Annotated in this window: 27 protein-coding genes; 8 read left to right on the top strand and 19 right to left on the bottom strand. The window is 47.8% G+C overall.

The window, feature by feature from the left end; translation table 11 throughout:
- The first annotated feature begins 599 nt into the window (after window positions 1-599).
- Genes GXP22_10740 through argA form a run of 3 tightly spaced genes read left to right on the top strand, consistent with a single transcriptional unit; the run spans window position 600 to window position 4,388 of the window.
- Window positions 600-1,808, top strand: coding sequence for an integron integrase (locus GXP22_10740; GenBank protein ID NOX09941.1), 1,209 nt, complete (start codon window positions 600-602; stop codon window positions 1,806-1,808).
- Between the two features lie 41 nt (window positions 1,809-1,849).
- Window positions 1,850-3,007: an acetylornithine deacetylase gene (gene argE, locus GXP22_10735; GenBank protein ID NOX09940.1), complete on the top strand. Its 1,158-nt coding sequence runs from the start codon at window positions 1,850-1,852 to the stop codon at window positions 3,005-3,007.
- A 58-nt stretch (window positions 3,008-3,065) separates the two neighbouring features.
- Entirely contained in the window at window positions 3,066-4,388 is a 1,323-nt protein-coding gene (gene argA / locus GXP22_10730; protein NOX09939.1) for an amino-acid N-acetyltransferase, read from the top strand.
- A 39-nt stretch (window positions 4,389-4,427) separates the two neighbouring features.
- Here argA and GXP22_10725 read toward each other — a convergent pair whose 3' ends face one another.
- The 4 genes from GXP22_10725 to GXP22_10710 form a co-directional block, all read right to left on the bottom strand.
- On the bottom strand, window positions 4,428-4,703 hold the full coding sequence (locus tag GXP22_10725; GenBank protein NOX09938.1) for a DUF2288 domain-containing protein: 276 nt from the start codon (window positions 4,701-4,703) through the stop codon (window positions 4,428-4,430).
- 51 nt (window positions 4,704-4,754) lie between these two features.
- Window positions 4,755-5,093 (bottom strand): type II toxin-antitoxin system PemK/MazF family toxin, encoded by a 339-nt coding sequence (locus GXP22_10720; protein NOX09937.1) that lies wholly within the window; start codon window positions 5,091-5,093, stop codon window positions 4,755-4,757.
- Entirely contained in the window at window positions 5,093-5,329 is a 237-nt protein-coding gene (locus GXP22_10715) for a hypothetical protein (GenBank protein NOX09936.1), read from the bottom strand. Before GXP22_10715 ends, GXP22_10720 begins: the two co-directional genes overlap by 1 nt.
- Window positions 5,330-5,484: 155 nt before the next feature.
- A complete protein-coding gene (locus GXP22_10710; GenBank protein NOX09935.1) occupies window positions 5,485-5,793 on the bottom strand; it encodes a cytochrome c in 309 nt (102 codons plus the stop codon).
- A gap of 253 nt (window positions 5,794-6,046) precedes the next feature.
- Here GXP22_10710 and GXP22_10705 point away from each other — a divergent pair, with 253 nt between their 5' ends.
- A complete protein-coding gene (locus tag GXP22_10705; protein NOX09934.1) occupies window positions 6,047-6,502 on the top strand; it encodes a MerR family transcriptional regulator in 456 nt (151 codons plus the stop codon).
- A 2-nt stretch (window positions 6,503-6,504) separates the two neighbouring features.
- Window positions 6,505-7,218, top strand: a complete 714-nt coding sequence (locus GXP22_10700; protein NOX09933.1) for a hypothetical protein — start codon at window positions 6,505-6,507, stop codon at window positions 7,216-7,218.
- Between the two features lie 209 nt (window positions 7,219-7,427).
- Here the strand turns inward: GXP22_10700 and bioD are convergent, their stop codons facing one another.
- The 5 genes from bioD to bioB all read right to left on the bottom strand — a co-directional run bounded on the left by bioD (window position 7,428) and on the right by bioB (window position 12,601).
- Window positions 7,428-8,066 (bottom strand): dethiobiotin synthase, encoded by a 639-nt coding sequence (gene bioD, locus GXP22_10695; protein NOX09932.1) that lies wholly within the window; start codon window positions 8,064-8,066, stop codon window positions 7,428-7,430.
- On the bottom strand, window positions 8,066-8,890 hold the full coding sequence (bioC, locus tag GXP22_10690; GenBank protein NOX09931.1) for a malonyl-ACP O-methyltransferase BioC: 825 nt from the start codon (window positions 8,888-8,890) through the stop codon (window positions 8,066-8,068). Before bioC ends, bioD begins: the two co-directional genes overlap by 1 nt.
- Before the next feature lie 371 nt (window positions 8,891-9,261).
- Window positions 9,262-10,017: a pimeloyl-ACP methyl ester esterase BioH gene (gene bioH, locus GXP22_10685; protein NOX09930.1), complete on the bottom strand. Its 756-nt coding sequence runs from the start codon at window positions 10,015-10,017 to the stop codon at window positions 9,262-9,264.
- The gene (gene bioF, locus GXP22_10680; GenBank protein NOX09929.1) at window positions 10,017-11,183 is read right to left on the bottom strand and encodes an 8-amino-7-oxononanoate synthase; all 1,167 of its coding nucleotides are present in this window, start codon (window positions 11,181-11,183) and stop codon (window positions 10,017-10,019) included. The genes bioH and bioF overlap by 1 nt, the downstream gene beginning before the upstream one ends.
- Before the next feature lie 374 nt (window positions 11,184-11,557).
- Complete coding sequence (gene bioB, locus GXP22_10675; GenBank protein ID NOX09928.1) at window positions 11,558-12,601, bottom strand: biotin synthase BioB; 1,044 nt, start codon at window positions 12,599-12,601, stop codon at window positions 11,558-11,560.
- 354 nt (window positions 12,602-12,955) lie between these two features.
- On the opposite strand from bioB, the gene GXP22_10670 reads away from it, so the two are divergent.
- Window positions 12,956-13,657, top strand: coding sequence for a ComF family protein (locus tag GXP22_10670; protein NOX09927.1), 702 nt, complete (start codon window positions 12,956-12,958; stop codon window positions 13,655-13,657).
- Window positions 13,658-13,692: 35 nt separating this feature from the next.
- Here the strand turns inward: GXP22_10670 and ubiA are convergent, their stop codons facing one another.
- The 5 genes from ubiA to GXP22_10645 form a co-directional block, all read right to left on the bottom strand.
- Window positions 13,693-14,538 (bottom strand): 4-hydroxybenzoate octaprenyltransferase, encoded by an 846-nt coding sequence (gene ubiA / locus GXP22_10665; protein NOX09926.1) that lies wholly within the window; start codon window positions 14,536-14,538, stop codon window positions 13,693-13,695.
- Between the two features lie 171 nt (window positions 14,539-14,709).
- Window positions 14,710-15,240 carry a chorismate lyase gene (locus tag GXP22_10660; protein NOX09925.1) on the bottom strand — a complete coding sequence of 177 codons (531 nt, stop codon included), beginning with the start codon at window positions 15,238-15,240 and terminating at the stop codon, window positions 14,710-14,712.
- A 22-nt stretch (window positions 15,241-15,262) separates the two neighbouring features.
- Window positions 15,263-17,326 (bottom strand): ATP-dependent DNA helicase RecG, encoded by a 2,064-nt coding sequence (gene recG / locus GXP22_10655; protein ID NOX09924.1) that lies wholly within the window; start codon window positions 17,324-17,326, stop codon window positions 15,263-15,265.
- A 33-nt stretch (window positions 17,327-17,359) separates the two neighbouring features.
- The gene (locus tag GXP22_10650) at window positions 17,360-17,536 is read right to left on the bottom strand and encodes a hypothetical protein (GenBank protein NOX09923.1); all 177 of its coding nucleotides are present in this window, start codon (window positions 17,534-17,536) and stop codon (window positions 17,360-17,362) included.
- A gap of 78 nt (window positions 17,537-17,614) precedes the next feature.
- On the bottom strand, window positions 17,615-18,001 hold the full coding sequence (locus tag GXP22_10645; protein ID NOX09922.1) for a RidA family protein: 387 nt from the start codon (window positions 17,999-18,001) through the stop codon (window positions 17,615-17,617).
- Window positions 18,002-18,517: 516 nt separating this feature from the next.
- On the opposite strand from GXP22_10645, the gene GXP22_10640 reads away from it, so the two are divergent.
- Window positions 18,518-18,967 carry a hypothetical protein gene (locus GXP22_10640; protein ID NOX09921.1) on the top strand — a complete coding sequence of 150 codons (450 nt, stop codon included), beginning with the start codon at window positions 18,518-18,520 and terminating at the stop codon, window positions 18,965-18,967.
- A gap of 10 nt (window positions 18,968-18,977) precedes the next feature.
- Here the strand turns inward: GXP22_10640 and GXP22_10635 are convergent, their stop codons facing one another.
- The 5 genes from GXP22_10635 to GXP22_10615 form a co-directional block, all read right to left on the bottom strand.
- A complete protein-coding gene (locus GXP22_10635) occupies window positions 18,978-19,592 on the bottom strand; it encodes a radical SAM protein (GenBank protein ID NOX09920.1) in 615 nt (204 codons plus the stop codon).
- Window positions 19,593-19,687: 95 nt separating this feature from the next.
- The gene (locus tag GXP22_10630) at window positions 19,688-20,089 is read right to left on the bottom strand and encodes a hypothetical protein (protein NOX09919.1); all 402 of its coding nucleotides are present in this window, start codon (window positions 20,087-20,089) and stop codon (window positions 19,688-19,690) included.
- Between the two features lies 1 nt (window position 20,090).
- Window positions 20,091-22,343 carry a VWA domain-containing protein gene (locus GXP22_10625; protein ID NOX09918.1) on the bottom strand — a complete coding sequence of 751 codons (2,253 nt, stop codon included), beginning with the start codon at window positions 22,341-22,343 and terminating at the stop codon, window positions 20,091-20,093.
- Between the two features lie 8 nt (window positions 22,344-22,351).
- A complete protein-coding gene (locus GXP22_10620) occupies window positions 22,352-23,161 on the bottom strand; it encodes a CbbQ/NirQ/NorQ/GpvN family protein (GenBank protein ID NOX09917.1) in 810 nt (269 codons plus the stop codon).
- 132 nt (window positions 23,162-23,293) lie between these two features.
- Window positions 23,294-24,682: a ribulose-bisphosphate carboxylase gene (locus tag GXP22_10615; protein ID NOX09916.1), complete on the bottom strand. Its 1,389-nt coding sequence runs from the start codon at window positions 24,680-24,682 to the stop codon at window positions 23,294-23,296.
- 141 nt (window positions 24,683-24,823) lie between these two features.
- On the opposite strand from GXP22_10615, the gene GXP22_10610 reads away from it, so the two are divergent.
- Window positions 24,824-25,729: a LysR family transcriptional regulator gene (locus tag GXP22_10610; GenBank protein ID NOX09915.1), complete on the top strand. Its 906-nt coding sequence runs from the start codon at window positions 24,824-24,826 to the stop codon at window positions 25,727-25,729.
- Window positions 25,730-25,891: the final 162 nt, after the last annotated feature.

The following is a 25,891-nucleotide window of genomic DNA, read 5'->3' as shown; positions in this document are numbered from 1 at the left end:
ACTTTCATTTTGATTAAACTGCTTGATTCCATGAGCCCACCGCTCCAAACAAAAACATTCTCTAAATAATCCCGTCTTGCTCAATATTGATGCACACACCATTGAGCACGCTTTCTCTCCTGCTCAGAACATTCAGGATTAAACAACTTTATTGAGTTTACCACCATTCACGCGATGATTCCTGCTCCAGGGATCGAGCCACTACCCAGCTTTATTTTGACCGCTTTCCAAACACTTTTTCTTGTTCTTTATTATTGCTAACAGTATCTTAGACTGCGACTGTAGTATTGTAAAATACCCGACGCGTGATATTGTGTTATTGATTTTTTCGTCGTAGTATTCATGCGTTGCAACTCCATTTCAGGGCAAGATGCCCGTTATTTTTAACAAGGGAGGTTTTATGTCTGATTCTCCCTCTATCGTCCCTGACGCTGCTTCGCGTTTTTTTGATAACTACCTGAAGTGCCTTATAAATGCATCTGTACCTGAAAAACAAAGGCGTTGGTATGTAAAGCGTGTCGAGAACTTCATTAAGAACCAGAACGGCCATCCATAAAATCAAGTCTCTTTTAAGTGCCGATATTACGGCTTACTTTGAAATGATAGGCCGCCAGAATCGTCTTGCAGGCTGGCAATTTCATCAATGCATTGATGCTATCCGGATTCTTTATTGTGACCATCTGAAAACAACTGTATGTCAGGATATTAACTGGCAGTTCTGGCTGGACTCTGCCAGACAACTGGATATTGACCATCCAACGACGGCAAGGCAACTAACACCTGATGAATTAACTTATCTCAAGGCACGTAAAGGTGAAGGCCCAATCAACCAAATTCGTAGTAATCATCATGAACTTATTGTGAAATTTACTACTGAAATACGGCGTAGAGGCTATGCCTATCGAACGGAACAAAGCTATGAACAATGGGTCTGTCGTTTCATTATCTTTTGCCAGGGTGTCGCACCTGAAACGGTCGGTGCCACTGAGGTGGGTCAATTTCTGGAATATTTATCCATTCGTCGTCGTGTCAGTGCCAGTACGCAGAATCAGGCACTCAATGCCCTTGTTTTTCTATACAAACAAGTCCTCGATCGTGAACTGGATCTTGATAACTTTGTTCGGGCAAAAAGATCGCGTCATTTACCTGTGGTTCTTAGCCGTGCGGAGGTCAACTCCCTGCTCGTGCAAATGAAGAGCATCCATAAACTGATCACCTCATTACTGTATGGCACGGGCATGCGTCTCCTTGAGGGACTACGACTCCGGGTTCAGGATATTGATTTTGACTATCACCGCATCCATGTGCATCAGGCTAAAGGTAAAAAAGATCGCTATGTACCGCTACCCAATACACTCGTTGATAATCTACGCCAACAAATAAAGGAGGTTAAACGGATACATGAGCAGGATCTGGCAGCGGGTCACGGTGAGGTGATACTGCCTGATGCACTTGCCCGAAAATACCCTAATGCGGGGCGCGAATTAAAATGGCAGTTCCTGTTTCCATCCGGTCGTCTTGCCATCGACCCTTATGGTGGTGTAATCCGTCGTCATCATCTACATGAAAGCTCGATTCAGAAGGCTGTCAAACGTGCAGCCACCCGTGCTTCTATCCACAAACGCGTGGGGTGTCACAGCCTGCGCCACAGTTTTGCTACGCACTTACTGGAAGCCAATTATGATATTCGCACGGTACAGGAATTGTTAGGTCATGCCAATGTATCCACTACCATGATCTATACTCATGTGCTCAATCGTCCTGGTGTTGGTGTATTCAGCCCTCTTGATCAAGCCCAAACAAAATAATAAATATTCCGTTATCCCTCACAAAACGGTAGCATGAAGCCATGAGCACACCCACTGCAACCATCGAACGAATACGCCAACTCATCGCCTGCAGCTCGATCAGTAGCGTAAATCCTGCCTTTGATCAGGGCAATATGGCGGTTATTGAATTACTATCAGGCTGGTTTGAGGATCTGGGTTTTAATATCGAAATCATGCCGCTTGCCGGGCAACCTAATAAGGCGAATATGATTGCTACCCTGGGTGATGGGCCGGGTGGTCTGGTGTTGTCGGGTCATACTGACACGGTGCCCTATGATGAGGGTTGCTGGCAGCATGACCCGTTCAAACTCACGGAGGATTTGAATCATCTCTATGGTCTGGGTACGGCGGATATGAAGTCTTTCTTCGCTTTAATTATTGATGCGGTGCGTGGGCTGGATAAAAAAGATATGAACGCACCACTGATCGTGCTTGCCACCGCAGATGAAGAAAGCTCGATGGCGGGTGCTCGCGCCTTGGTAGCGGCTGGTTATCCTCGGGCACGGCATGCCATTATTGGTGAACCGACCGGGCTTAAACCGATCCGTATGCACAAGGGCATCATGATGGAGGCGATTCGTATTCAGGGTAAATCCGGTCACTCCAGTGACCCTGCCTATGGTCATAGTGCACTGGAAGGCATGCATCGGGTCATGGGTGAGATCCTGCGCTGGCGTGCTGAACTACAAGAGCGCTATCACAATCCTCTATTTGCAGTACCGGTACCGACACTGAACCTGGGGCATATCCACGGTGGTGATAACCCGAATCGCATCTGTGGTCATTGTGAATTACATATTGATCTGCGTCCCCTGCCGGGGATGGTGTTGGATGATCTACGCGCTGAACTGCAACAACGCCTGCAACAAACCCTGGGCGATGATGGACTACAGCTACAGATTGATGCCCTGTTCCCTGGTACACCGGCAATGGATACCGCTGCGGATACCGAGATCGTTCGAGCCATTGAACAATACAGTGGTTATACGGCAGATGCCGTTGCCTTTGGGACTGAGGCTCCCTACCTCAATCAACTTGGTATGGACACTGTTGTTATTGGTCCAGGTCATATTGCACAGGCGCACCAACCGGATGAGTTTATTGCACTGAATCAATTACAGCCCACCATTGATCTACTCAAGAATATGATTCAACGCTTTTGTCTTTCACAACAATGACAAATGCTTTATTCTGAACAACATTACTCAATAGCAGATATTAAATAAGGAGAGACTCGTGGCAACGCAAAAGAATCAACTACCCTATGTAGACTGGTTCCGCAATTCTGCACCTTATATCCACGCCCATCGTGGACGTACCTTTGTCATCTCCTTTACCGGCGAGGCGGTCTCGGATAAAGACTTTGCTAATCTGATCCATGACCTTGCGGTACTCAATAGCCTGGGTATCCGGCTGGTGCTGGTGCATGGCTCACGCCCACAGATTGAACAACGCCTGCAACAACGCGATACCGATTTTCATTATGTCAACGGTCTGCGCATCACCGATGATGCGGCACTTGCCTGCGTCAAGGAGGCCAATGGTGCGATCCGGGTTGAGATCGAGGCACTGCTCTCGATGGGGGTGGCTAACTCACCGATGGCGGGTGCCCATATTCGTGTGAGTTCCGGTAATTTTGTCACTGCCAAACCTTTGGGTATACGGGAAGGGGTCGATTACCTGCATACGGGTGAGGTGCGTAGCATTGATACCGCTGCCATACAACAGCAACTGGATCACGGCAATATCATTCTGCTGTCACCGCTGGGTTATTCACCCACGGGGGAAGTCTTTAATCTGAGTGCTGAAGAGGTTGCCACCTCGACAGCGATTGAACTGGGTGCTGATAAGCTCATATTCCTCACCGAGGGTTCCGACCTGCGTGATTCCAGGCGCAAGCTCATCGCTCAATTAACACCAGCGGATGCTGAAAAGATTTTGTTATCCCGACGCAAACTACCCGAGGATATCCACCACTATCTACACAGTGCCAGCCATGCCTGTCGCTATGGTGTGCATCGCACGCATATTATTAATCGTCATACCGATGGCGCACTATTATTGGAACTGTTTACGCGTGATGGTAATGGCACCCTGGTCTCGATTGAGACCTATGAGGACATTCGACCCGCCAGCATTGATGATGTTGGCGGTATCCTGGAACTGGTTACGCCACTGGAACAGGACGGCATTCTGGTGCGCCGCTCACGCGAGTTGCTGGAGATGGAGATCAACCACTTCACTGTCATCGAACGTGACGGGATGATCCTCGCCTGTGCCGCACTCTACCCCTATGTTAAAGAAGGTGTGGCTGAACTCGCCTGCCTGGTGGTGCATCCTGATTATCAAAAAGGAGGGCGTGGTGATACCCTGTTACAACACATCAGCCAACAGGCCAAACAACAGGATATTCATAGCCTGTTTGTGCTCACCACCCGTACCACCCACTGGTTCCGGGAACGTGGATTCAAGAATACCAAAATTGATCAATTACCAGTCAAACGTCGGGGGCTGTATAACTATCAGCGTAATTCAAAGGTGTTGATCAGGAAATTGTAGGTACATTGTTGAGTTATTATGGTGCGTGGTACGCACCATTTAAATCGCCTGCACCAACACCCAGGGTTTAATCACCACGGCCCAAACACTGGCATTGTCCTCAATCCAAATACGCGCTTGTTCATCCCCCAACAGATCAACCACACCCTCCGCCATCCACTGTTCAAACTGCGCTTTGTCATCGCCTGACATTGCCTCAGCCACCTGCACTAGATCCAGTGCAGCATCGACATACACAACCTTGCCGGCAGCAAAAAACCGCTGTAGCTCAGACCACGGGATCTTTGAGGTCTCCAGGTTTAATGATTGACTCATAATGGCACTACAGTCATTAAATAGATCCTTAACGGGACATCGGTGACGTTTTTATATGTTTAGCACTAATTGCAGCCCATAATTTAACAATTGATTTTGCTTGGTATTTAATTTTCCAGATTTATTACTTATAAATGATTTATCAAGCGTTAAAAGCTGTGAAATATTTACAACTGATTCACGAGTTAATCCAGAACCCTTTTTAGTAAGCTTAAAGTTTCCAGGGGCATCTGCCAAGCGTGTATTTGACGTAATGGCAGCAACAATTACCGTTTTTATTTTACTATTATTAAATTCATTGGATGAAATTATTACTACTGGGTGCCGAAAACCAGGCTCAGAACCTCGTGGTTCTTCTAATGAAGCCCACCAAATTTCACCTTTATTCACTACCATTCTTCCTTTTCTAGTGATTTTATTTGCATTGAATGTAATCGACTATCCAGGTTAGAGTCTGTTTCAGAATATATTTTATTTAACGCGTCAGTTACATCTAAGTATTTGTGTTTATTTAAATATTCTAGTATTGCCTTTGTGTAAAGCTCACTTCTAGAGATACCCGTGGAACTAGCGAAGTGTTCTGCGGCATCAAAGGCTTCATTGGGGATCGAGATTGCAGTTTTCATATAAAAAGTATGACCAAAGTTATACCCTCTGTCAATTTTTGCTTTAAATATAATAGCCATTATAGATCCCCGCATACGCGAGGATGACACCCACAAAAAAGGGGTGGCTCAAGCCACCCCTTTTTCTCCATTACGGCCAGAGCCGTAACAGTGACTTACTTCAAGCCGCTAAAATAAGCACCCAGGTTAGCCATATCGGCATCAGATAACGGCTTCGCCATTGGTGACATCATAGGGTTCTTACGAGCACCTGACTTAAAGGCCTTTAACTGATTAACAATATAAGCCGCATTCTGACCCGCCAGGTTTGGCCATGATGGATTGGCTGCCTTACCATTGGCACCATGACAACCGGCACAGGTAGCGGCCTTTGCCTTACCCGCAGCCGCATCACCCGCTGCCATCACTGTACCCTGAATACCTGCAAGTGCCAGACCGGCAACTAATACAATCGCTTTGTTCATAAATTTCCCCGAATAATAATCGAACACTATGCTCGAAAAAGTAAAAGCCGCACCCAATAACTGAGTTCTATTGCGGCAATTTTAACCCTATCTTTAGGCTTGGTCAAATATAACCAAGCACTTATATAACTCTCAAGCACGCCTTTCCCCAACGAGACCTTTGCACGATACAGCCCAGACCACTTGACAATACCTATATCTACAGTAAGATATAGGTATATAAACTGTCCCAAAAAATAGAGCGGAGCAAAAAATGATCAAAATCGGAGCAGCGGCAAAAAAACTCAATACCAGCATCCAAACCCTACGCCTCTATGAAAATAATGGCCTGATAAAATCACAAAGAACAGAGGGAGGAACTCGTGTATTTAATGCAGACACCATGGAACGAATACAAGTCATACAAACCTTGAATGAGCTGGGCATACCTCATAAACAATTAAAATTATTAGCGGATATACGGGTAAACAGCCTCACGGGTGATGAAGCCAGTCATCGAGTATCAGACGAATTATCTAACCTTATCGCATCACTCAGCAAGCTAAAAGACCTTGTTAGCAATACCCTGGATGATCTAACAGGCACAGGAGAATTTGTCTCCAACTGTTATGGCTGCAATAAACAACCCAGGCGTGATATATGCAGTCAATGCGCGCTATCCACAGATCTGCATAAATTCAAAACCACCCGTCTGATATGGGATCAATAAGGATGCAAGCAAATCATGAGCCTAATGTCATTATCGAGTGCACATACCAATCGGTATGGAGAGATGGCTTTGGCGCAAGAGGTTGGAAGATCAATCAATCCATAGGTGATCCAGTGGTCATTGCCAGCACAGCTGAAAGCGGTACACGTATCCCTACCTCTGTATTCGTACATGACATCGTTGACCATCACCTTTGTGGACTAAAACTCAGTGGTCATAGAAATGAAGCCACTGCACTTTTATTATTACAGCAACGAACCCAATCTAATCCCGCATCTGATTTTGAACAACTAATCAATGAAGACATTATCCAGGGCTACGTCAATGGAGAATCTATGATTGATTTCCTGCCTCAGAATCTGAGAAAAGATATTCCCCTGCGCTATAGACGAGACGATAAACTATCCATTGGTTTCCTGTGCGGCCTGTTAGGTGAAGCTCAACTGCGCAAAGAATTAGTACAACATTTTTTTCAGATGGGTCACGACAATCGAAAAATGGCCATAAAAAAATGGAATAAAACCGGACTGGATTATTCAAAAAGAGAAAATATCGGATTAAGCATACAGCGTCTTCTATCGAGGATTGATCCTGTATTACTCAGCAACAACCCTACCGTCGTTCATGGACAACTTCACATCAACAGCCACTCATGCCAACTGGAAATGGATCATTCATTTGGATCAATCTCTGATCACTTTATAAACACACCTTAGCATTTATCTTCATTAGCCGGTAGGGTGCGCATTGCGCACCATCACTTTGCTTGAAAATGTTGGTGCGCAATGCGCACCCTACCTAAGCTGCCACCACCGGCATTTGTTTTAACCTGATACTATGGAAAAAACTAGGCTTCAAATAATTCAAGAGACAGGATGGTTTCACGGCGTGTCTCTGCTAAAGAGGAGCAAGCTCTGTCTCGACTTTATGGCACCGGCACCACCCCATACCCAATCCGATCCATCATAGGCACACCAATACCCCGCTCCAGTGTCACCACAATCTCATCCTCGCAGACAAGCCCCGCCTCCACACTATTCGCCACCCAGCCGACGCATTCACAACCCGAGCGAATAATAGACTCATAGCTTAATAGCGCATGATTGATACAACCCAGGCGCAAACCAACCACCAGAACTACTGGGATATCCAGCCGCTTGACCAGATCTGCCATGGTTTTATGTAGATTAATCGGCACTTGCCAGCCACCGACCCCCTCCATCAAGGCAAAATCAACCTGTTCGCTCATCGCCCGCCAGTGATCTTCAATCACCGCCATATCAATCTCAACACCGGCTTGTTGAGCGGCAATATGCGGGGCTATCGCGGGTTCAAAGACATAGGGATTCACCTGTTCATAATGTAAAACCAGTGAGCTTGCCGCCATTAATGCCAGCGCATCCTCATTCCACAAAACACCATCCACACCTTGCTGTGCTCCACTGGCAACCGGTTTCATTGCCACCGTGGATAGACCCTGACACATCTTGTCCCTGAGCATCTGTTGTGCAATCCGGGTCTTGCCGACCCCGGTATCAGTCCCGGTAATAAAGACCTGTTCCATCAAGATTTATCCTCTTCAAGTCGTGCCCAGGCATGACCATAGACCACCTCATAAGTCGCGGGTAACACCCCCTCTTTACGATGCCCCTCGTAGGCCTGTTCCAGTGCCTGCCAGCGACCCTTGCCCATCAAACCACGCGCACGACCCAGAGTCATATTATGCGCGCCCAGGGATTTAAGATCACGCACCAGCCCTGATAGCTTCTGATAGGTCAGGGTCAACCCGTCCCGATCCATCACCGGATCAATCAAACCAGCGCGTAACATAGCATCACCCACATCACGCATATCAACAAAGTCATTCACATGACTATAGCTATCCACCTCACGCCAACTGGCACGCAGCTCATGCAAGGTCTCCGGCCCCAAGGTAGAAAACAACAACACCCCGCCCGGACGCAGGACACGCCGAAACTCAGCAAACACCTGATCGAGATCACTACACCATTGCAGGGTAAGATTAGAGATAATCATATCGACACTGGCATCTGCCAGAGGCAGAGACTGTGCATCGCCACAGACAAAATGCGCGCTGCCCAGCCAAGGCTTTTTATCCCGCGCCAGATGTAACATCGACTCCGCCAGATCCAGACCCAGCACATGCGCACGCCGATATTTACGCACCAGTTCCGCAGTGAGTGTACCCGTACCCGCACCCAGATCAAGAATACATCGTGGCTTGACCTTCATAAACTCAAGACGAGATAGCAAACGCTTACCGATCTCTCGCTGCAATACCGCTACCTCATCATAACTCGTCGCCGACTCATTAAAGGAACGCCGAACATCTTTCTGTCTTAATAAACCCACACCAAAATTTTTCATAACCACTACCCACTACTGTCCCGTTTATCATCCCCACATAGGCAGAGATCCACCAATTTATTGATTCTATTAACGCTTTCTGGTTCCCATGCTCCTGCGTGGGAACCCAAGGGCCTGATGTTATCCTGCTATGGGGTATGCATTCCCACGCAGAGCGTGGGAACGAGGAAACCATTACTCACAACCACCTAAATTCACTCATCTAGCATATTGGGTGCGCAGTGCGCACCCTACCTTCTACCAGGATCACTCAAGAGACGGAGATTGCTTCTCTTGAACAGAGACCCTTGCCCGCATGGACGCGGGCATGGAGCCACCATGGATGGTTTCACGGCGCGTCTCTGTTCAAGAGAAGCAATCCCCGTCTGAAACTAGAGCAACCACCCCTCAATACTCTCCACCACCTGCCGAGGATGCGACAGAAATGGCGCATGTCCTGCCCCATCAATTATATTCAATTCAACATCATCCAATTCAGCTACCAGTGCCTGCATTGCCTCGACCGGTACCAGTTTGTCTCGCGCACCAGCAATAAGCCGCACCGCTAATCCCAACGCAGCAATTCTGCCACGCAGATCCATCGTCCTCAATAGCTCAAGCCCACCCACCAGAGCCTGTTCTTCCGGCACTTGTTTCATCAACACCCTTAACCGGCGCAATATCGGTGCAGGCTGTTCAGCATCCCGTGCCACCAGTGAGAAGAAACGGCGCAAGGTCTGTTGGTGATCAACCTTTAATGATTCAGCAAACCCCGCCAACACCTCAGGCGACATCGCACAGTGCCACGCTTCATCACTAACAAAACAAGCACTGCTGGCAATCAGGATCAGAGATTCCAACCGTTGTGGTTGTTGCAAGGCGGCTTCCATTGCCAGCATCCCGCCCAGAGACCAGCCAACCCAGGTCGCCTTCTCCGGTGCCACTGCCAGCAATTCATCAATAATCTCATCCAGTAAAAAATCACCTGTCAGATCACTCTCACCATGTCCCGGCAAATCGACACAGCTCACCTGAAAGTTTACCGCCAGGCCTTCAACCAAATCCTCCCAGACCATAGCCGACATTGCCCAACCATGAATCAAAAACAGATCCGGTCCACTGCCCTTGACTCGAACATTCAGCGCCATCAAGCTGCGCCTTCAGCGAGCGATATTTTTTCCAGTGCATCCAGTAACCGCTCAACCTGTGTCATCTGATGGCTCGCAGAAAAGGTCAGCCGCAGACGCGCCTGCCCCTCGGCTACTGTTGGTGGTCGAATAGCTGGCACCAGGATACCTTGATCCAGCAAGGCATCACTCCATGCCAGGGCACGCTCCGAGCTGCCCAACAGCAGGGGTTGAATCGGTGTCATGCTGGTCATTAACGACAAACCCCGTTGTGCGGCACCCTGACGAAAATAAGCCACCAACTCGGCTAATTGTTCACGCCGCCACTGATCCTGCTGCACCTTGCGTAGACTGACACGCGTCGCCTCAGCCATCGCCGCTGGCATCGCCGTGGTATAGATATAGCTTCGTGCCTGCTGGATCAAGGTCTCAATCAGTGCCTCACTCCCCGCAACAAAGGCACCCGCCACACCAAAGGCTTTACCCAGCGTTGCCATCAATATCGGTACCTGTTTATCATCCAGGCCATAATGTTCCAGCGTACCCGCACCCGTTGCGCCCAACACACCGATAGCATGGGCATCATCCACCATCACATCCGCTTGATGAGCCGCCGCAATCCGTACCATCTCCGGCAGCGGTGCCAGATCACCATCCATACTAAACACCCCATCGCTTAATACACAGGCATCTTCCGCATCGGCATCCTGCATACGCTTATCCAGATCAGCCATATCCCCATGCCGATAACGGATCAGACGTGAACCACTAATACGCGCGGCATCCAGCAGAGAGGCATGATTCAAGCGATCCTGAAACAGACGCGTACTGCGCCCGGCAAGCGCCGAGGTAATCGCCAAGTTCGCCATATAGCCGGTAGAAAATAACAGCACCCGCTCACGTCCAACAAAGGCCGCCAGTTCCTCTTCCAGGGCATGATGTGCCGCACTATGTCCTACCACCAGATGGGCCGAACCACTACCCACACCCCACTGATCCGCACCCTTTTTCAAGGCCGCAATCAAATCAGGATGATTTGCCAGACCCAGGTAATCATTACTACAAAAACTCAGGCAGTCCCTGCCATCCACCCGCATCTCAACCGCACAAGGGGTTTCAACCACCCGACGGCGACGATACAAAGCCGCCTCCCGGCGTTGTTGCAAATCAATGGAAAGATCTTTCATGTACCTCTCTGTCATCCCCGCATAAGCGGGGATCTGATTAAATTAATGCCTGCAACAAGATAGATTCCCGCCTCCGCGGGAGTATCTGTGTTTCAAGTCAAGCTTTTGTTTTCCTGGTTCCCATGCTCTGCGTGGGAACCCAAGGGCATGATATTATCCTGCTATGGGGTATGCATTCCCACGCAGAGCATGGGAACGAGGAAATACCCCCATTTTATCTGGTGCGTAATACGCACCCTACCACTGCTCTGACCCCACTTCGGAGTGATACAGGTAGGTGTTTCCCTTAGCCCGGCACAAGCCGGGGACATAACTGGCGTAGCCAGCTGTGTCCCCTCGAGCACGTACCCCAGAACTGAAAAAGAAAACTCTCATTAATGACTATGATCGGTACAAGCCTTGCCCCAGAAATCCCCCTCAGCCGCCGGCGAAACCACCGCCGAACCCTGTTGTACACGCATACCTAAACGATCCAGTAAGGCCCTATCATCCGTAGCCGCAGCATTATCCGTGGTCAACAGACGCTCTCCATAAAAAATCGAATTAGCACCGGCAAAGAAACACATCGCCTGCATCTCATCCGACATCTCATGCCGCCCTGCCGACAAACGCACATGCGAACGCGGCATCAGAATTCGTGCCACCGCAATCATACGAATAAATTCCAGCGGATCGGTCTTGTCGACCCCCACCAGAGGTGTACCCTCAACCTGCACCAGATTATTAATCGGCACACTCTCCGGGTGACGCTCCATATTAGCCAGCGCCTGTAATAGACCCGCCCGATCCTTGCGCCCCTCACCCATACCAATAATGCCACCGGCACAGACACGCATACCCGCATCACGGACATGCTCCAGGGTATCCAGACGATCCTGATAGGTACGCGTGGTAATCACTTCCCCATAAAATTCCGGCGAGGTATCCAGATTATGATTATAGTAATCCAGCCCGACATCCTGCAGACGTTGTGCCTGATCCGCATCCAGCATACCGAGGGTGGCACAGGCTTCCATACCCAGTGCTTTAACGCCCTCGACCATCGCCAGCACCTGCACGAAATCCTTCTCCTTCGGATTACGCCAGGCCGCCCCCATACAAAAACGACTAGCACCATTATCCTTCGCCTGACGCGCCGCCTCCAGCACCTTATCCACCACCATCAACCGCTCCACCTCAAGTTCAGTGTCTTTATGGTGATGCGCACTCTGGGGACAATACGAACAATCCTCCGGACACGCCCCGGTCTTGATACTCAACAAGGCACTCATCTGTATCTCATTAACATCAAAATTCTGCCGATGAACCACATGCGCCTGATACAGGAGATCATTAAACGGGAGTTCAAATAACGCCTCAATCTCCTCAACCGCCCAGTCATGGCGTAACACATCATCCACCGATTTTAGTACCTGTATTGAATCACTCACGATAACCTCATCATTCTATTTATGGCTGAATGGTGCGTAATACGCACCCTACCAACGAATCCCCGTCTACACGAGGATGACAACCCGCCCCGTTAACACTCAAGAGACAGGGATTGTTCCTCTTGAACAGAGACCCTTGCCCGCATGGACGCGGGCATGGAGCCACCAGGGATGGTTTCACGGCGCGTCTCTGCTCAAGGGGAACAATCCCTGTCATGGTGCGCAATGCGCACCCTACCATGTGCATAACCCTTGTATAAAACCAACAAAGGCAGCAGACTAACCCACGCAACAAGGGAATATGTACTGCATTGCAGTATCTGTCAACTAAAAGGACTTAGTATGGTTTACAACTGGACAAATAAATTACTTAGCATCCTCTACCCCTACACCTGCATCCTATGCTCCGCACCCGGCTATCAGGACACCGATCTATGCAAACCCTGCTGGGATGAACTACCCAAAATAGCCCAGGCTTGCCCGCAATGCGCCAACCCGATCAATAGCGCAGGACTATGTGGACGATGCCAGCAACACCCCCCTCATTTCCAATATACCCACGCCAGCCTGCTCTATCGTTATCCCGTAGATTACATGATCCAGCAACTCAAGTTCTCCGGCAAACTCGCCATGGCTCGCGTACTGGGCAATATCATGGCACAGCAACTCCAGAACAAAGAGACGCTACCACAACAACTTATCCCGGTACCCCTGCACCCATCAAGAATGCAAGAACGCGGCTTCAATCAGTCATACGAGATTGCCAAAGTGGTTGGACAACAACTGGATATCCCGGTCAATGACCACGCCTGTATCCGTAGCCGGGATACCCATGCCCAGTCATTACTGAAACTAGATGCCCGTAAACACAATATCAAAGGAGCCTTCGGGATTAATAGAAATAATATTGCTGATCATGTTGCCATTATTGATGATGTCATGACCAGTGGTCACACCCTCAATGAACTGGCACATAGATTAAGTAATGCAGGCGTTAGCAGAATCGAGGCCTGGGTCTGCGCCCGCGCCCATGCCCATGCCTGACACAGTGATCAAGAGATTGGTGCGCAGTGCGCACCCTACCCGAAAACAATACCAATAAACACCACCAGACCCAACCAGTGATTATTCAGAAACGCCTGAAAACACCTTGCCGGTTCTCGCTGTGCAATCAACACCTGCTGATAAATGGACAAGGCAAGCGCTGCCAACAGCCCCGAAAAATACCACACACCGAACTCATTACACAGACCCAGTAATAACAAACCTATCAACATCAAGATCTGAAATATCGCAATCATCAGACGATCCGACTGGCCAAATAATATCGCCGTTGATTTCACCCCGATCTTTAGATCATCTTCACGATCCACCATCGCATACATCGTGTCATAGGCAACCGTCCAGCAAACCGCACTAACAAATAATAACCACGCCTCAGCCCGAACCTCACCCGTCTGCGCCGCAAACGCCATCGGAATCGCCCAGGCAAATGCCGCACCTAAAACAATCTGAGGTAGATGAGTATAGCGTTTCATAAAGGGGTAAATCGTCGCCAGCACCACTGCCCCCAACGACAATAAAATAGTCAGGGTGTTCATCAAAAGAACCAGTAGAAATGCCGTGATACACAAACCGGAAAACAGGATCAATGCCTCTCGCACAGACACCTCGCCCGTTGCCAGGGGGCGTTGCCGGGTACGTTGCACATGGGGATCAATTTTGCGATCAGCAAAATCATTAATCACACAACCCGCCGAACGCATCAATACCACACCCGCAGCAAACACCAACAGCACCAACAAGTCAGGCATCCCATCAGCAGCAATCCATAATGCCCACAGGGTCGGCCATAACAACAACAGAATACCAACCGGTTTATCTAACCGCATCAGGCGTACATATAAGATTAATTTCGTATTCATTTAAAGTCTTTTGGTGCGCAGTGCGCACCCTACCCTTTACCGTTTGTCCGCAGGGATGCGGGCATGGAGCCTACATGGATGTATTTACGGCGTGTCTCTGATAAAGAGGAACAAGCCCTGTCTCGCTCTTAATAGAACAGCAGTTTTTTGGTGCGCGGTGCACACCCTACCTTAAAACAAAAAAATCTCATTCACCAACAGATTATTCTGATTCAAACTAAACACCGAACGTCGACCCCAGATCGTTGCCGGTTTATTCTTCAAACCCTGAACCGCCACGCGCCCCATAACCGAACCCGAGTCAATACGTGCCAACTCCATCTCACCACGTTGCAGCGATGGATTGGAAAACAAAAACTCACCCAGAGGACGATTACCCAGATGTGCCAGGCGGCGTTCAGAACCTGATAGTGATCGAACCGGGATGACGGTACGAGCAAAGACCATAGGCATCCCATCACAGAGCAATTGTACCTGCCGAACCAACGCCACCTCACCCTGCCGCATATTTAAAATACGCGACTCATCCAGCCTCGGGTGTTGCCAGCATTGCTGTAATACCCGCACACTAAAACGCCCATCGCAATGTTGCTGTAATCGTCGCGTCAGAGAATTTTCATCCAGCAACCATGCGCGCAAAGACAAAGGGATAGCATGTGTACGAAAAAAACGGGCGGGATACCAATGTGTCTTTACAGTCATAGGAGGAGTATACCTAAGGAAGCTAAACCTCACCATAACGCACATCATCACCCAACCAGCGATGAATCAACTTCTCAACCCGCTCATCCTGTTGCTGTATCAACAAATCAGATGCCGCCACCACGTCCTCCATTAAATACTGATCCCGCATCAAATCAGCAATGCGCATCTGTAGCATGCCCGTCTGCCGCGTCCCCAACACCTCACCCGGCCCACGCAACTCAAGATCCTTACGCGCAATCTCAAAACCATCACAGCTTTCACGCAACACCCCAAGACGCGCACGACCGGCAGCCGACAAAGGGTTTTTATACATCATCACACAATAACTCTGATGCTGACCACGCCCGACCCGACCACGCAATTGATGCAACTGCGCCAAACCCAGACGCTCAGCATTGTCAATAACCATCAAGCTGGCATTGGCGACATCCACGCCCACCTCAATCACCGTAGTTGCCACCAGAAGATCAATCTCACCCTGTTTAAAACGCCTCATCACCTGTTCTTTCTGTGCCGGTTTTAGTCGACCGTGTACCAGACCAATACGCAGATTGGGTAGTGCCAAAACCAACTGTTGCGCCATATCCTCGGCGGCCTGACACTGCAAAGACTCCGATTCCTCAATCAAGGTACATACCCAATAAACTTGCCGCCCCTGCGCACACATCTGCTGTACTCGCTCGACCACCTCACCACGTCGCGTATCCGGCATCACCACGGTATTGATCGGCGTACGCCCAGGGGGTAGCTCATCAATAACCGAGACATCAAGATCAGCATAGACCGCCATCGCCAGGGTACGCGGTATCGGGGTTGCCGTCATAATCAACTGGTGTGGTCGGCTATCACCCTTAACACCCTTGTTACGCAGTGCCAGACGTTGATGCACCCCAAAACGATGTTGCTCATCGACAATCACCACAGCCAGATTGGCAAATTGAATATCGTCCTGAAACAAGGCATGCGTACCCACTATAAGCTGAATTTCGCCTTGTGCCAGTTGTTCTAGAATTTGATTACGCTCTGCCTTTTTAGTCTTGCCCGACAACCATGCAAGCGGCACCCCCAACCCTTGTAACCAACCACGGAAACTACAAAAATGTTGCTCCGCTAATATCTCGGTGGGTGCCATGAGTGCCGCCTGTCGCCCACAGGAAACCGCCTGCAAGGCAGCAAAGGCCGCTACCAGTGTCTTACCCGAACCCACATCACCCTGCACCAGACGCATCATCGGCTGAGTCATAGCAAGATCACTACCGATCTCGCCAATCACCCGCTGTTGTGCAGCGGTTAATTCAAATGGAAGCGCCTGACAGAGCTGATCAAACAACGTATTCTGATGCTGCAAACAAGGGGCCGATTTGTGTGTCGCCTGTTGCCTGAGGCGACGCATACTCAAATGATGCGCCAGCAACTCCTCCAGGATCAGCCGTTGCTGTGCCTGATGTCGACCCTGTTCCATCACCTCCAGCCGCGCATCAACCGGTGGGCGATGAACATAACGCAGGGCATCAACTAACGAAATCTGCGCCCGCCCCTGACACAAACTATCCGGCAAATACTCCGGCAGGACATCCGGCTCATCCAGCCAGACCAGTGCCTGATCAGTGAAATTTCTCAGGCTTAATTGATGCACACCCTCGGTGCTAGGATAAAAGGCAGTCAGGTGATCATCAACCGGAAGAGTCTGTTCATCGTCCAGTAATTGATACTCAGGATGAATCATCTCACTCATACTGGCACCAGAACGGATCTCACCAAAGCAACGAATCGTCTTACCGCGCTGCAATGCATTGTGTTGAGCCGCATTAAAATGGAAGAAACGCAGACACAAGGAACCGGTACCATCACTGATACGCACCAATAAATTACGTCTGCGTCCGAACTTGATCTCGGTCAGATCAACGCTGCCCTCAACCACCACCTGCTGACCACTACGCACCGCACCCATTGGCACCACCCGGGTACGATCCTGATAACGCACCGGCAGATGAAACAACAGATCCTGCAAGGTTGCAATATTGAGTCGAGCCAGACGTTCAGCCACACGCGAACCAATACCCTTAAGAACCGTAACGGGTATCTGATCCAGTATTTTTTTTACATTGTTATTCAACTACTGCCCCGTTAACTCAAGAGATAGGGATTGTTCTTCTCTAACAGAGACCGTTGCCCGCATGGACGCGGGCATCGAGCCTACACGCCTACATGGATGTAGGTAGGTAGAGCAATGCAGGAGCAATTGCCGATGGATGTATTCACGGCGTGTCTCTGATAGAAAAGCGTAATTCATGTCTCGAACTTACCAGGCATATTTTTCCATGAATATAATGTTATTACAGTAATTAAATAAACCCTTAACAGATAATAGTTAATCACTCAATTCCATAATGGCATCCATCTCAACACTAGCCCCCTTCGGCAATGATGCCACCCCAACCGCTGCACGCGCAGGATAAGGTTGTTCAAAATACTCAGCCATCACCTGATTAACCAACGGAAAGTGTCCCAGATCGGTTAAAAAGATATTTAACTTAGCAATATCCGCCAGGCTACCACCCGCTGCCTGGCAGACCGCAGTAAGGTTCCTGAAGACCTGATTAATATGAGCTTCCATATCACCCTCAAGTAATTCCATAGTCTCCGGGAGCAGTGGGATCTGCCCGGATAAATAAACCGTATTACCACAACGTACCGCCTGTGAATAAGTGCCAATGGCCTCTGGAGCCTGATCGGTGTGAATTATTTTACGTGTCATTAGGTGATACCCCGTTACAAATTGATTAATCGATTTTATACTAAATCAACAGATTCTGATAAATTATATGTGCATTCACAGCTAAAGACATAAAAACACCCGATTAATGTAAAAATAACCGACAAACTCATGGTGATGCAAATATCCATTACTGAATAAGCCATGATAACACCTCATCAACATCTAATAAAATAGATATAAAACAATAAATTATAGTAATAAAAGCCATAAAATAATATCAGAGACCTTCCATAATCGAATCAAAACAACATACAACCCAACCCCTATCAAGCATTAATAATGTCGGATTTATTTACAAATGCAAAAATACCAGCTACCACCTATCGCAACGAATAAACGTAACTCATTGATTTTAATCAATATAAAAAAGTTGGCGCAAACATTGCTATATTCACTATAAAGGACGCGCATTAACTAAGCGGACAACGCGTCTCAAATAAACGCATTCACATAACATCGTTGAATGGCCACCAAAAAAAATAATAGAGGCTTGATATGAAAATTTCAAATATAAAAAGCTTACTCGGTATACTGGCTGCGATATCAGCCACGCCTGCAATTGCTGCAACAACAGTTTTTGATAATAACCATTCCGATCTAAACGCGGGGTTATCGATAGACCTAACCCAGGATATTGCCCTTGATAAAACAAATATCAAGGCGCTCATCGCTAACAGTGCAGAAGATGTTAAGCAAACAACCGATAACGCAGCAATGCTAATAGATTACGCGGCTGAAAAAGACTTATTACTACCCAGCACTGAAGAATCTTACTTTAAGAAAATAACGGATATGGATATCTCAATCTGGGCCGATGTTGATGTCGATAACTTCAGCGTTAATAATACCGACGCAACAACCCCGCCCGCACCGGTCGCCGTCTGGTTATTGGGTAGTGGTTTACTTGCTGTGGCTGGATGGACTCACCGCCACAACAAAAAATAAACTGGATGGGCTAGCCCACCTCATCCAGTACCCGTCGCTTGAAGCGGACACCTAGCCGAGTGGCGATTGCCTCACAGGCCTGTACGTCGACACCGGACAAGCCATCAATTGCCGAGATACTGATGTCGTCAATATAACAACTCGCCTTTTCGATAAAATCCAGTACATCCGCTAAACCAGCAGCATCAGGGGGGCGACAATGCTGACTATACACAGCTTCATCCTGGGCATTGAGCGAGATTGAGAGCACATCCACACACGCACCCAACTCTTTACTGACATCACGACCATGAAACCAGCTGGCTAAACCGTCTGTGTTAACGCGAACCCTGACACCCCTCTCACGCACATAACGCGCCACCTCTAACAATACATCAAGGCGACGCGTCGGCTCACCCAGCCCACAAAAAACCACTTCTTTATACTGCGTTAAGTCACCCATGGCCTTAATCACTTCATCGGCCTCAGGCTCTTTATAAAGACGCAAGGGATAGCCCTGCACACTCCACTCACCATTAAACTTGGGACAGAAACGACAACTCAGATTACAACGACTGGTTAGATTGAGATAACAATTACCATGTAGTTCGTATGCAATTACTTCTTCGGTTTTATTTTTACTCATAGCAAAATGGTGCGTGGTACGCACCCTACCTCTGTGTAAATAGGGTGCGTACCACGCACCACCTCTGTCATTCCCGCGTAGGCGGGAATCTATTATTAATCAGAGCGTCCTAAACGCCAGGCATCCAACAAAGCCTCTTTTAGATCAGGGTTATGCTCAAGATCATCCACCCCCATCTTGTCTCTCGCAATCAACTGCAATTGCATGAGAACCCGCCGTTCCTTCCACGCCTGTTCAAAACTTATAATATCCAGTATTTCATCACAAACATGGTCAACAACCAGACCTTGCGCATCCCTGAAACGAACCTGTTCTACCTGCATCATCTCATATTCATACGAATACAGATCAATATTAATTGACCGTGCAAGCAAGGGATAAAGGGCAGGAAGTTTACCACCCGCCTCCATATAGCTATTAAGATCCATCTCAATTGAGGCTGAAATCTCATTACCTTTAAAATAAAACGCAACAAATGCTGTAATACGATTGCTCATATTAAGAGGTCAGAGCAGTAAATAACAATGGTAATTTTTCAGGTAATTTTTCAATATTATCAATCACGGTATAACCACCCGCACCAAAGATATCCTGAATATAGTCATCAGCCTTTTTATCCAGGCTAATGCAATAGCTATACATCCCCCTGGATGAAACCTCATCAACCGCCCTTTTGGTATCACTGATTAAATACTGATCATCATCCACATCAATATCAGAGGGCTCACCATCGGTGAGGATCAACAGTATCTTTTTATCTGCCTTTTGTGCTTCCAGATAATGTGAGGCATGACGAATAGCCGCCCCCATACGCGTTGAAAAACCAGCATCCATCGCGGCAATTCGTGCCTTTACCGTATCATCAAACTGCTCGCTGTAACCTTTTATATGGTAATAACGTACATTATGTCGGGTATCAGAATGAAAACCGGCAATAGCATATTTATCACCCAACTGATCGATAGTCCATGCCAGCAATGAAACGGCTTCCTGACTCAATTGCAAAATAGTTTGGTCAGAGCCTTCATGCTTATCATTCAACGAAGCCGACAAGTCGAGCAAGATCATGACTGCAATATCGCGCCCATCATGCTTATGGCTCATATTAATACGCGGATCAGGCTGTGACCCACATTTGTAATCAATCAAGGAACGAATCGCCACATCCAGATCAAGTTCACTCCCCTCTTCCTGATAGCGAACACGCACCATATTTTGCGGTTTTAGTCGATCCATAATCTGCTTCAACAGTTTTGCCAGATCTCTATATTTATCCAGAATCGCATCTATGTCAGCACTGTTACCCGAGGGGTGAATAGATTCATACAGGCTCACCCAATCAGGTTTATATGAGTTGGTCATATAATCCCACTCCGCATAATGGCGCGGAGGTAAACCATCTGTTTGCAGTTCTTCCGACCTTACCTCACGTTCTGCCTCGAAATCTTCAGCCTCATCATTTTCCTCGATAAACACCCACATGTGACGATTATCATCACGATAATCCACCTCGGTATTTTCAAAACGAATCTTTGCTAACTGATCACTTTGCAGACGGGTTCGGGCAATATATGAAATGGCTAACTCCATCATCTCCTTAGTGCTACCATCACCCGCCTTCATGACAGCATGGAATTTTTTTGTATACTGCAGAATGTATTCATTTTTATAACCGTGATCGTCATCCAGAATAGCGCGGCTTAACATTGCCAGGCGATGACGAATACACGATTCTTTCTCATTATCACAATCACCTTCAACGGGTTGTGGATGCAGTGCCAGCAAATATTTACGCAAGCCCGGATATTCCTTAAGCATTAAATATTCAACACGGGAATCTTCCAGGTGCTCCACCGCGACCCGTTGAAACGGACTCAGATTATCCGCAATTAACTGACCTGACCAACGACGATGAGCCGCAATATGTGCAATGGTTACGCGATAACGATCAATACCAGAGACACCATTAAGATCATCATATACATCAGGAATACGAATACCCAGGCTATCGTAATAAGGCACCGGTTTACGCAGCACATCAAAGCCAAGCGAGTAAGGCACAAAATAGGCTTCATCCTCCCACATGGCACGTAAAAACATTTCCAGTTGACGTTCATAATCCATGAACAAGGTACCATGACGCTCACGTTGCAACATGGCCTTACTATCGGCAGATTGTAAACTGAAATAATCCTTTTGACGCTCGGGGTGTGACTTGTAATTACGCGTGCCGTACTCTATCCAGTTTTTTAAACCTTCCAGAGAAAGCTGACTTAACAGATATGGAATATGTTCAAGTAAAACCAGAAAACCCTGACTCGAATGGGTTTTATGATGCCCATGAACCGATGTTGTGGTCGCTTCCACCATCTCATCCAGAATATCCAGGAAATGTTGCATCTGTTTAAGCGTGCCTAAACGACGCGATGCCTCGGGCAAACATTGCATAAAGGGTGGAATAGCCTTGCCATTGGGTGAACGTGAAAGCTCCCATACCATTTTAGAGACAATCTCCAAAATCGGCTCGCCCAATTTATGCGCCATCACTGGCATTTTTTCCAGATAAATACTTACCGGTTCCCAACCACGACCGATCATACAAATTAAAGATGCGCCAGAAAGATATTGATCAATACCTTTATTTGACAGATTTCTTAAGGCATCCTGAATATAGTCGTCAAAGCATTCTTCAATTTGCTCGAAACTACACTTGAGTCTGTCACGATAAGATTCGTAGTCTGATTGCTGCATTATTTTGATTAACCAAAAATACTATCGATAGAATGATCCAGAGTACTACGAATATCCGCATCATCCGTAATCGGGCGCACCAGTGCCATGCGACATGCCGCCTTTGCTTCTATGCCCTTACCGATTAAGACTGCCGCATAAACCAGTAACCGTGTTGAGATCCCTTCATCGAGACCATGACCTTTAAGATTACGGGCAGTATGCGCAATCTTTACCAGTTTACGGGCAGTCTCTGCATCCGTGCCGGATTCTTTTTCAACAATACCTGCCTCTACCTCTTGATCGGGGTAGTCAAAATCCAGACCAGTAAAACGTTGCTTGGTTGATTGTTTGAGATCCTTCATCAAACTCTGATAACCGGGGTTATAGGAAATAACTAATTGGAAATCAGGATGCGCATCAATCAACTCACCCTTTTTATCCAGTGGTAATTGACGACGATGATCCGTGAGTGGATGAATAACCACCGTGGTATCCTGACGCGCCTCAACGATCTCATCCAGATAACAGATTGCACCAACACGTGCAGCCGTCGTTAAGGGGCCATCCAGCCAGCGCGTACCATTGGCATCGAGTAAGTAACGCCCCACCAGATCCGATGCCGTCATATCTTCATTACAGGCAACCGTAATTAACGGCCTACCCAGTTTCCATGCCATGTACTCAATAAAACGAGACTTACCACAACCTGTCGGGCCTTTAATCATAACCGGCAAACGAGCCGCGTAGGCCGCTTCATAAAGCGCAATTTCATCACCCGTTGCACCGTAAAAAGGTTCTTCGGTTACCTTGTATTGTTCAATATCTATATCAGTCATAATCTTGCCCTTTAAAAGATCCTCTCACCTCTGTGATAAAAATCCATCCTTAACCGAGCTAACTACCCTAGCCCTCTATCCAGTGAAAAAAAACCCCCGCATAGGCGAGGGCTTTCAATCAAAACGTTCGACTTACTTGTGAACGCCTAACTTGTCTCTCCAGCCTGGGAACAATGCATCAGCATCATGCTCAAACGACTCGAATGCACGAGCAAATTCATTATGCTCTTTCGCGTACTCGATAGGATCGGCACCTTGCTTCCAACAATCATAAGCCTGATGCAGAGATTTTGCACCTGCTGCAGGAGAATCAATATGACCGTAAGAACCACCACCCGAGGTATTAATAACATTACCATGACCCAGATTCTCGAAGAAACCAGGCAGACGTAACGCGTTCATGCCACCCGAAATAATCGGTGTCGTTGGCTTCATGCCATGCCACTTCTGGAAGTAAACAGGACCCTGACACTCATCACGCTCAATCATGTAAGCAATAATCTTGTCTTCCTGACCACCTTCCATCTTACCGTAGCCCATTGTGCCTACGTGGATACCGGATGCACCCATCAGACGAGAAAGCTTGGCTAAAACATACGCAGTGTAACCGCGCTTGGAAGAAGGTGATGTTACAGCACCGTGACCTGCACGATGATAATGTAAATACTGAGAAGGATACTGACGACGTGCCGTTGTCACCATACCCGGGCCACCTACATAACCGTCAACCAGGAAAGCCAGACGAGGTGCATCTTCACCAAATGTTTCTAAACCGAAGTCAGCACGAGCACACATTTCGTGGTGATCATCAGCCGTGATGTTCATAGAGAAAATCTTGGCTTCGCCCGTTTCGTCCTGTGCACGCTTCATGGCATCATGAACTAAAGGAATAACCTTCTTAAGTGGGCAGAAAGTCTGGTTACCCTGAGGCTCGTCATTCTTGATGAAGTCACCACCCAGCCAGAAAGAGTAGGCAGCAGCTGCAAATGGCTCAGGACGTAAACCAAGCTTGGGCTTGATGATAGTACCGGCGATATAACCACCGTTTTCACGAGGACGACCTAATGCATTCCACAGATCAGAAATATCAACAGAAGGGCCGTCGAACAGGTTTAGCATCTTAGGCGGAACAAAGAAATCAAACATTTGAGCATTTTTGATGTCACCCATGCCCTGGTTATTACCAATCGCAAGCGTCAGGAAAGAAACGATCATGGCACGGCCATCAATAACGTTACGATCGAACAACTCGTTCGGGTAAGCAATCTTCATGATGCCTTTGGCTTCGTCAATTTCATAGACTAAAGCGTCAACGCCTTTAGTGAAATCATCAGTGGTTGAAACTTCAACGTTAGTACCGGTTGAAGATTCAGCTGAAAAGTGAGCAGCCGCTTCCAGGTAACCGTAACCTTCTGCCGGTGTCATGGTATAAGCAACAAGCATGTGATTACCATCAGCAAGCAGTGTATCTTCGTTTAAACTCAGGTCTGAGTAACGACCCGTTTGATCTAATAAAGCCATTTTTTGATCTCCTTAAATTAAAATCTGTCTTGAGACAAAAGGATTAAAAACCCGTTTCAACCTCAACTGGGTTGCAACTATACGGATCATGAACCATAATTAAAACTAAGTAATTCTGATAGAAACGATAAGTAAAAGCTTATGCATGTAACCCTACGACAACTCAAGGTCTTTGAGGCCGCCGCACGTTTGTTAAGCTACACGCGTACCGCTGAACAGCTCCATCTCAGCCAACCCGCAGTATCCATGCAAATCAAACAGTTAGAAGGAAACATAGGTCTTCCACTATTTGAGTTAATGGGTAAGAAGCTCTATCTAACCGATGCCGGACACGAATTACACCACTACAGTAAAACTATATTTGAACAACTGGATGAAGCTGAATCGGTTTTTGAATCAATGAAAGGCCGTAGCAGCGGGCGACTGAAGATCTCCGTTGCCACCACTGCCAGTCACTTCACAACCCGCCTGCTCGCCGCTTTCTCGAAGCGATTTGAGGGTGTATCTATTGAACTGGATGTCACCAACCGTGAAAATCTACGTCGACAACTAGAGGACAATGAGCCCGACTTGGTTATCATGGGGCAACCCCCAGCAGATCTCAATGTGGTAGCACAGGCCTTCATGGATAATCCCCTGGTTATTGTGGCACCCGTCGATCACCCACTCACCCATGAATCCAACATACCACTCAGCCGCTTTGCCGAAGAACGCTTTGTGGTGCGTGAAACCGGCTCAGGAACTCTGGGCGCGATTGAACGCTTTTTTAGCCAGCATGATGTACCGTTTCAAACGGGTATACAGATGTCGAATAATGAAGGCATCAAACAGGCGGTTGAAGCCGGGCTAGGATTGGGCATTGCCTCGATACACACTCTGGAACTGGAACTGAAAACAGGTCATCTGGCTCTACTTGATGTTGAAGACTTTCCGATTGAACGTCACTGGTATCTGGTTGAGCGTAAAGGCAAACGTCTATCGGTAGTGGCACAGGCATTCAAAGACTTTGTACTGGAAGAAGCAAGCCAGTTTGTGAACCTGCCATAGGTAGGGTGATGAGATGGTCTCCTCCCCCCTTTAATACGGCGTCGTAATGCGCCATGATGGAAGTTCAACAGACCATCAACATAAAGAAACGAGGAGACCGATATGAAGATTACTACAATTGGACTGGATTTGGCAAAGAACATATTTCATGCCGTGTGTTTT

This window comes from Gammaproteobacteria bacterium, from assembly GCA_013151035.1.
In the GTDB taxonomy this organism is placed as follows: domain Bacteria; phylum Pseudomonadota; class Gammaproteobacteria; order JAADJB01; family JAADJB01; genus JAADJB01.
Note: the sequence above shows the minus strand (reverse complement) of the source record. Positions and strands in the feature narration are given on the sequence as shown.